This is a genomic window from uncultured Varibaculum sp. (genome assembly GCF_902489465.1).
Classification (GTDB): domain Bacteria; phylum Actinomycetota; class Actinomycetes; order Actinomycetales; family Actinomycetaceae; genus Varibaculum.
The window spans coordinates 1-7,171 of sequence record NZ_CABTZZ010000061.1; the positions used below are offsets into that span (position 1 = coordinate 1).

Genomic DNA, 7,171 nt, shown 5'->3' on the forward strand with positions numbered 1-7,171 from the left:
TCAAGCAGAAGACGGCATACGAAATCGCCTCAGCCACCTCCACAGACAATTCTGCAGATATTGCTTTAGCGAGCGGTTTAGGAACGGCATAGGTTTCCTCACCGCTGGTGGGATCTTCACTAATGCTCGCGTAGTAGAGCTTGTCTAAACCAATAGTTGCCATGGTATTTCCTTTCTTTTGGATCCTCGTATTGAGGGGTGAAATGTTTTTTCTCAGTTATTCTTGAGGTTAGGTGCGTGTGAACGAAGGGCGTGGTTGTGATGGCGCGTGGTAAAGCGGTAGAGCTTTTTCTGGTCGATGGAACCCCGGGAGGTATGGCTACTGCCGGGATAGCGGATTGGACGGGTATCCTCACCTCTGCACGCCGCGATCAACTTTCCCAGCTTTATAAGCGAGAGGAAGCCAATAGTAACGGCGTATATATCCTCCTTGGTAATGACCCCGAAGCTATTGAGAACACCTGGTGCTACATCGGCAAGACAGAAAACTTTGTAGAGCGCTTACGCGATCATGACAAAAAGAAACCACAGTGGGAAAAGGTCGTTATTATTGCGAGCTTGCAACGATCTTTTAACGAGGGACATTGGGGCTATTTAGAAGCCCGTCTGGTTGAAATCGCCAAGAATGCTGAGCGCTGTTCTATGCCCGATAACAAACAAACCCCTCGGGTTAGGAAGCTTTCTGAAGCGCAACGAGCATCAGCAGAATCATTCTTAGACAATATGAAGCTAATTTTGCCAATCCTGGGAGTCAACGTTTTGCGATCCCCAGAAAATACCGTGCAACCAGCTACCACTCAGATAGCTTCTTCGCCTATTTTCCATCTGCGCAGACAAAAAGATCGGATAGATGCCTCTATGCAACTGATCGATGGAGAGTTTTTCCTCCTCAAAGGATCAATCGTGGTTGCTAGCTGGGAAACCAGCAAAGCCAGAAGCCAGGCAACGGTTAACTCGTATGCGACTATAGCTAGTCGTCACCAAAAGTTAGTTAGTGATGGGTCAATCCGCATAGAAGATAATCGCGGCGTGGTCACCCGGGATATTGCTTTTACTTCTCCCTCAGCCGCAGCCGCCATAGTTCTAGGCACCTCCGCCAACGGTAGAGCACGCTGGGAAAATGATGAGGGACAAAATTATGGAGCCTGGGAGGAAAACAATAACTCCTAGAAAATAGTCGGCGAATAATCCGCGATGTCGATTGAATAATGGTGGTAGCCGGTATCGTCCTCGTATCCGATATAACTCCTGCCTGTAATAACCAGGCGAGCGCTAATTAGAGCTTTCGTGATCTGGTCTCTTAGTGCCAAATAGTTGGTTTTCGTGAACAGGCTGATTCGGGCTTCTTCTATTTCGATACCGGGGGTGTTGTCGGCGAAGATCTCGAAAGAATCTGTTAACGGGGTAAAGACTAGATACGTGTCAGGGGCTGGGGAATCGGTGTAGCAGCTGACTGCATAGGCGAACCCAAGTTGTTTAGCTATGTGGCTTAGGTTTTCTAAAAGCCCGCTCATGGTTTCACCTGTTCGATTCGCGCGGCTAGCGTTTGTTTCATTGCGGCTATTGCGGCTCGCCTGGTTTGGGAACGCGTGGGAGCTAGGAAGGGTCTAGCGGGCTGGTTGGAGCGCCCGTGTTCAAGAACGTTAGCGATTAGTGCGTTAGGCCTACCATCGTCTCGGTTCTCGGCGAAACCAACTTTAATGTTATAGTCGCCACGGCTATTGACTTTTACTGGCGCGGTTCCTAACGCTTTGGCGAGCTGACCGGTAGAACGGGAGGGCTGTTTTGTATTCGAACCGATTGCTGCAGAAAGGTTAGAGCGCATACGCGGCTCCACGATATTAGCCCCGGCTTTAAGCACTTGCTCAGCGGAGTTATCAATGAGGCTGCTGGCTGAGTCGAGTGCGTCAATGAAATCGTTGGGAAGCTTGATTTGTACTCTAGCCATCAGGGTGCTCCTTCTGCTTCGGTGCGGTGAGCCAAAATCTCGACATAGCGGCCGATAGGTTCAACAGCATCAATAACGTACCTGCCACGTGCGGAGCTGATTTCCATCGCCTCGGTTATTTTTACGCCGGGTATTGCTCTGATCCGGAATAACAGGTCTGCTTTGGTGTAGGCGGCGCGGTTGACCCAAGCCGGTGAAGCGTGCTGCACTTCCATATATGCGCGCACCGAAGCAATAACCTCATCACCAGTAGTGGCGAACCCGGCAGCGTCTTTAGTAACCACTGGCTGTATCAAGTCGATATGCTCGCTCATTTTTCCTAACGTTGCCATCAGGCGCGCCTTTCTTTAGATTTTCCAGTCCCGATCCAGACGAAGCAGGGTATTAACTGCGTTCCACACGGCGCGGGCAGCATCGGTTTTGTCTGCCCAAAACCCGGCGGTTGCTCCATCTCTGGATTCGTAGAAATGGGTGGCGAGCATAATAATGCCTTGCCGGGTTGCCTGCGACATGGGCTGCGTTTGGTAGTAGCCCTCGGGCAGATGTTGGTAAGCGGTGGCATAGGAGATGGCAGCCAAAACAAACGAGGCAATCAAAGAATCATCCTCGCTATGGTTGACCAGTAGATTCTGCTTGACTAAGGCCATGAGTTCGTCTGTTTTCATGGCTGCCACCTCCTAACTATTTTTATGGTTTACCCCGCGGTCTTCTGGGTAAGAACCTTGATCGCTTCGGGCAAGACGAGCTTGCCGTCTAGGCGTTGGGAGGCGAGGAACCCGATCTGCCCGGTGGTTGCAAATAACTCGTTTAAGCGTTTGAAGGAGCGGCCTTGCCGGTCAGCAATCCAATAAAAACCGAGGTCACCGAACGCTACTGTGCGCGCCCCCGCTTTAAGCTCAGGTGCAAAAACACTGGTGTAGACGGGTCGTCCAAGAATCATGTCGGGAGTCCCAGCAGTTATCGCCGGTTGCCACAGGTACTGCCCGTTACCGTCTTTGAGCTTGCGTACGGTCTTTATTGTTGCATCGTTCATCAGCCACACCGCACGCGCCCGGTAGGGGGAGCGCAAACTATAGTGCAGATCGATGAGTTCATCAGCGCTAATGTCGGTAGGCTTGGCACTGGTCACGCCTAAGTCTGCTCCGCCGGTGGGGTTGAAGATACCGGTGGGTTTACCTTTACCATCGCCAACCAGGAAGGCTTCTTCTTCAGCAGCCCCAATACGGCGAGCAAACTCGCTCGCTAGGTATTGTTCAACGTTAAATGCTGCATCGTTGAGCAGTTCTTCGCTGATTTTGAGGAAGGTACCCAGCTTGAACGCCGACAGGGAGATTTGGGTGAAGGCTTCATCGGATTCGTTGTATGGTTTGCCTTCATCCAGCCAGGTAGCGGTGCCATGGGTAGACACGACAGGGATCTTGCGATCCCCGCTAGTGGTCTGAATAACCTTGGCGAGGGTGCGCATGATGTTTTGGTCGGCTAAAGACTGCACTAGGGTGCGTTCGAACTCGTCAGGCACTAGGTATCCGCCCTCAGAATCCACCCCCTCGCTTAGCGCATTCCTTACTTCCATGGGTGAGGTGTTAAGCCGCATCGCATCCCAAAACGCCCGCTTGTAGGAAGCTGTAGCACGGGCAGGCTTGACCTTACTGTCTTCGCCCATACCGCTTCCAGGAGCGGAAGTGATGGGATTACAGGTCGCCTTGGCAAGAGTGTTTTCTAGGCGTTCGGCTCGCTCACATCGAGCAATCTCGCCGCTAAGTGCCTCAATCTCGGCCTCCATTTTGGCGTAGGCCGCGTCATCTTCGGCGTTTAGACAGCCAGTCTCGCTATCGCGCCGCTCATCTAGAAACTTCTTAGCCTTATTCCAGGTTTGGGCACGCCGGGTATACAAATCAGTAACAGTAGTCATAATGGAATATTTCCTCTCTTAGTTAATGGGGTTGGTTGGTTAAATGGGCGTATAAATCAACAACCCGCCGACCACAAGAGGCAGCGGGCTTTAAACAAGGATGGTCACTTACAGGAGGCGGCGGCCCGGGAGGGGCAGCACTTTTACCGTGCATAGCTAGTTGGGCAACAAGTTGTTGCTCTGAAACCTTTCTGGAAAACACCACGCCGAGCTCATTTTTCGCTCGCCCCGGTACTTTCTTGCTCACCGATTCTTCATCCTCGCCATCACCAGGATCATCACGCTTGTCAGGATTGGCCTTATCGGGCTCGTCATCTTTGTCTGGATAAGGGGCTTGTTTGCTGGTGAGGATTTCATTTGCGAACCCCAAGTCGATAGCAGCTGTCGCGTCCATCCATGTCTCCATATCCATGAGCTTGGAAAGTTTCGCCCGGGACAAGCCAGTTTTTAGCTGGTAGGCGTTGATAATCGAGTCTTTGACCGATTCAAGCATGTCCAGGGCACGCGACAGCTCGGTTTTATCACCCATAGCGAGCGTGGCGGGATTATGGATCATGAGCATCGAAACCGGGCTCATAGCCACCGTGGACGCCGCCATAGCAATCACAGATGCCGCCGATGCCGCGATCCCGTCAATATTCACCGTGACTTTACCGGGATAATCCAGCAGCATGTTATAGATACGAGCAGCTGCCACTACGTCACCGCCAGGCGAATTCAACCAGATAGTGACCGGCCCAGACCCCGCGTTTAACTCGGAGGCAAAAACCGCTGGGGTTATGTCATCATCTAGCCATGATTCCTCAGCGATAACCCCGTTAATACGCAAAACCCTTTCACCCCCATCACTGTTCGGGCTGGTTTCCTGTGGGGTTAGCCAGTTCCAAAAACGCTTCACATTTTCCTCCTCAATAGTTGGTTCTCTCTAGGTTCTTTAGGCACTTCATCACCAGACTCGCCTTTATCGGCTTGTTGGGAGTCGGCATAAGCCCCAGCCATAGGAAGCGGGAGCATGTTCCCGTTCACTAGGTACAGATCCCCGCCATCGACCTCATCGATCCGGTCAAGGTTTTCTAACTCTCGGATATCGTTGGCGCTCATCCACCCGTTTTGGCGAGCTACCGCGTATCCCTCCATACGCGACTGGTAATCCCCGCGCAGCAACCCCTCGACATTGAACTTCACAAACAACTGCTGCTTTTCACGCGGGTTCAACAGAGTTTTCGTGATGGCTTGTTCCCAGCGGACTACCCACGGATCAAGCGTGTATTTCACGAACTCTAAAGACTGCTGCTCAATATTGCTGAAGCTAGATTTTTCCAGGTCACCGATCATGTGGGGCGGAATACGGAAAATCCGGGCGATCTCATTGAGCTGAAACTTTCTCGTTTCAAGAAACTGCGCCTGCTCCGGAGACACGCTAATCGGCGTGTATTTCATTCCCTCTTCCAAAACAGCGACCTTATTGCCGTTCTTCGCACCACCAAAGGTAGCCTGCCAGGACTCACGCACCCGAGAAGGATCCTTAATCGTGCCAGGATGCTCTAACACCCCGCCAGGAGCCGCACCATTAGCAAAAAATGAGGCACCGTAATCTTCGGTAGCCTGCGCGAGTCCGATAGCGTTTTTTGCCATCGCGATTGGGGAATATCCAACCAATCCATCGAAACCAAGACCTGGAATATGAAGCACATCATTAGGGGTAAGCCGAATGGTTTGGTACTCTCCTGCGGGTTCGTCCCAGCTGGTTTGGTATTCGTAATACAAAGCGTTGCTGTCCAGATCCCTGCCTACGCTCATCCGATTCGGTTGCAGCGGATACAGTCCAATGACTTCGCCTAGACCGTTACGCACTACCTGAGCGAACGCGTTACCCCACAACAACAGGTGCGTCATGAGCGTTTCTCTAAATACGAAGCTCGTCATCTCGGGGTTCGGCTCATCATGCAACAGCCGGTATAAGGGGTGGTCGAGGGCTTTTTCCTTGCCGCCACCGTCCTTGTAACGGTATACGTGCAGTGGTAGCCCGGCTATCGCTTCGGCCAGGATCCTCACGCACGAATACACGGCGGTCATTTGCATCGCGCTACGTTCGGTCACCGGACGCCCAGCAGATGTCGGCCCAAACAAAAAGCTGTAGCTAGTGGACAGTTGATGGTCATCGACTGGTTTCGGTCTGCCGCGTAGCCAGTTGAATAGGCCCATGATAACGCTCCTAAAATTGAGACTAGGTGAATTTGTCTGATGTACTTGACGCGAGTGGTCGGAGTGTGATTACATTGAGGTACGGAGGCGCAGAAAGCGTTATCCAGTCCAAAAAAGACACGTCACCTCGGTGACCTGATCGAAAGGATCATTATGTATTCATTTGATGAAGCCACGTATGGCTTTGAAACTGCCAAGGAGATTCTTGGGGTCGGCTCGAACACGATGACGAAGCTCATCGATCTCAATCTGATTTCTGTTTATCCGGATGGGGCAAACCAAAGGAATCAGAAGTATGCAGGATGGGATCTAGGTTTCTTAGCTTCAGCTAGAAATCGTCCCCTACACCTTGAGCAAGGAGAACAGGCTCTTATCGCATCGATAGGTTTGGAGGATGCTGAAATGGTTCCCTCTCCTTATTTCGATGCTACGTGGGGTCGAGACTGGTGCAAGAAGCCTTTAGAAGATGTGAAAGCAAACGTCTCACCAGAGGTGTGGAAACGGATATGCGCTGGCACACTTCGAGTTACTGGACACTGGAGAGTCAAGCAAGAAGATGTTGACTCACTCGTTGAGAACCAATCAATCTTTCTTGCATCCTATGCAGGATTCCTCCTTGAAGGCGGCAGAATTATTGACTGGATTCCAGGAGTGAACAGTGATTCGGGTGGACGCTGTTTCCTCATCAAGCCCTTTGATAAGCATGAGCGATACCAGTACGCCCACAACTATCTTGCTTCACGGCAAGGGCCAATGAACAAGGTATGGACGGCTGAAGAACTCGCCGAGCTAGCAACCGACGAGTAAACATCACTGCCAAGAAATGAGTGTGGCTGGGAAACGCGGTGCATTTCCCAGCCACACTCATAGTACGAATAGCCCGCGCGAGTCATACACGCTCCCACCCATGCTCGCGTTGCCGCCGCGTATGGCCCGGTCGAGGGCCATGATGGTGGCGACGACTCCATCGATCTTCTCCGTGGACTTTTGCTTATCTGGCTTAATGTTTCCGGCCGGGTCGGTGCGCACGTGAATGTTATCGACCATCCAGGCCAGCACCGGGTGTCCGCCATGGGCGAGCTTGCCCTCGAGGGCGAGTTTCATGA

The 7,171-nt window shown here is 52.0% G+C and carries 10 protein-coding genes; 2 read left to right on the forward strand and 8 right to left on the reverse strand.

Annotation, left to right across the window (positions count from 1 at the left end; translation table 11 throughout):
- The first annotated feature begins 261 nt into the window (after nt 1-261).
- Nucleotides 262-1,170, forward strand: coding sequence for a DUF4357 domain-containing protein (locus RDM26_RS08255; RefSeq protein ID WP_307738483.1), 909 nt, complete (start codon nt 262-264; stop codon nt 1,168-1,170).
- Here the strand turns inward: RDM26_RS08255 and RDM26_RS08260 are convergent.
- The 7 genes from RDM26_RS08260 to RDM26_RS08290 are packed head-to-tail and all read right to left on the reverse strand — an operon-like array spanning nt 1,167 to nt 6,065.
- A complete protein-coding gene (locus RDM26_RS08260; RefSeq protein ID WP_307738484.1) occupies nt 1,167-1,514 on the reverse strand; it encodes a hypothetical protein in 348 nt (115 codons plus the stop codon). The genes RDM26_RS08255 and RDM26_RS08260 overlap by 4 nt on opposite strands.
- Complete coding sequence (locus RDM26_RS08265) at nt 1,511-1,948, reverse strand: HK97-gp10 family putative phage morphogenesis protein (protein WP_307738485.1); 438 nt, start codon at nt 1,946-1,948, stop codon at nt 1,511-1,513. The genes RDM26_RS08260 and RDM26_RS08265 overlap by 4 nt, the downstream gene beginning before the upstream one ends.
- Nucleotides 1,948-2,280, reverse strand: a complete 333-nt coding sequence (locus tag RDM26_RS08270; RefSeq protein WP_307738486.1) for a head-tail adaptor protein — start codon at nt 2,278-2,280, stop codon at nt 1,948-1,950. The genes RDM26_RS08265 and RDM26_RS08270 overlap by 1 nt, the downstream gene beginning before the upstream one ends.
- Nucleotides 2,281-2,295: 15 nt before the next feature.
- Nucleotides 2,296-2,613, reverse strand: a complete 318-nt coding sequence (locus tag RDM26_RS08275) for a head-tail connector protein (protein WP_307738487.1) — start codon at nt 2,611-2,613, stop codon at nt 2,296-2,298.
- 29 nt (nt 2,614-2,642) lie between these two features.
- Nucleotides 2,643-3,860 carry a phage major capsid protein gene (locus tag RDM26_RS08280; RefSeq protein WP_307738488.1) on the reverse strand — a complete coding sequence of 406 codons (1,218 nt, stop codon included), beginning with the start codon at nt 3,858-3,860 and terminating at the stop codon, nt 2,643-2,645.
- Between the two features lie 22 nt (nt 3,861-3,882).
- Complete coding sequence (locus RDM26_RS08285) at nt 3,883-4,758, reverse strand: head maturation protease, ClpP-related (protein WP_307738489.1); 876 nt, start codon at nt 4,756-4,758, stop codon at nt 3,883-3,885.
- The gene (locus RDM26_RS08290) at nt 4,755-6,065 is read right to left on the reverse strand and encodes a phage portal protein (RefSeq protein ID WP_307738490.1); all 1,311 of its coding nucleotides are present in this window, start codon (nt 6,063-6,065) and stop codon (nt 4,755-4,757) included. Before RDM26_RS08290 ends, RDM26_RS08285 begins: the two co-directional genes overlap by 4 nt.
- A 153-nt stretch (nt 6,066-6,218) precedes the next feature.
- Between RDM26_RS08290 and RDM26_RS08295 the strand changes: the two genes are divergently transcribed.
- Complete coding sequence (locus tag RDM26_RS08295) at nt 6,219-6,872, forward strand: hypothetical protein (protein ID WP_307738491.1); 654 nt, start codon at nt 6,219-6,221, stop codon at nt 6,870-6,872.
- Between the two features lie 57 nt (nt 6,873-6,929).
- Here RDM26_RS08295 and RDM26_RS08300 read toward each other — a convergent pair.
- Nucleotides 6,930-7,171: terminase TerL endonuclease subunit (locus tag RDM26_RS08300; RefSeq protein WP_374041835.1), on the reverse strand; the 242-nt coding region annotated here is incomplete at its 5' end.

Bases quoted from the DNA above. Each gene is read 5' to 3' on its own strand.
- RDM26_RS08255 (WP_307738483.1), top strand. From the start codon at position 262: ATGGCGCGTGGTAAAGCGGTAGAGCTTTTTCTGGTCGATGGAACCCCG.
- RDM26_RS08260 (WP_307738484.1), bottom strand. From the start codon at position 1,514: ATGAGCGGGCTTTTAGAAAACCTAAGCCACATAGCTAAACAACTTGGG.
- RDM26_RS08265 (WP_307738485.1), bottom strand. From the start codon at position 1,948: ATGGCTAGAGTACAAATCAAGCTTCCCAACGATTTCATTGACGCACTC.
- RDM26_RS08270 (WP_307738486.1), bottom strand. From the start codon at position 2,280: ATGGCAACGTTAGGAAAAATGAGCGAGCATATCGACTTGATACAGCCA.
- RDM26_RS08275 (WP_307738487.1), bottom strand. From the start codon at position 2,613: ATGAAAACAGACGAACTCATGGCCTTAGTCAAGCAGAATCTACTGGTC.
- RDM26_RS08280 (WP_307738488.1), bottom strand. From the start codon at position 3,860: ATGACTACTGTTACTGATTTGTATACCCGGCGTGCCCAAACCTGGAAT.
- RDM26_RS08290 (WP_307738490.1), bottom strand. From the start codon at position 6,065: ATGGGCCTATTCAACTGGCTACGCGGCAGACCGAAACCAGTCGATGAC.
- RDM26_RS08295 (WP_307738491.1), top strand. From the start codon at position 6,219: ATGTATTCATTTGATGAAGCCACGTATGGCTTTGAAACTGCCAAGGAG.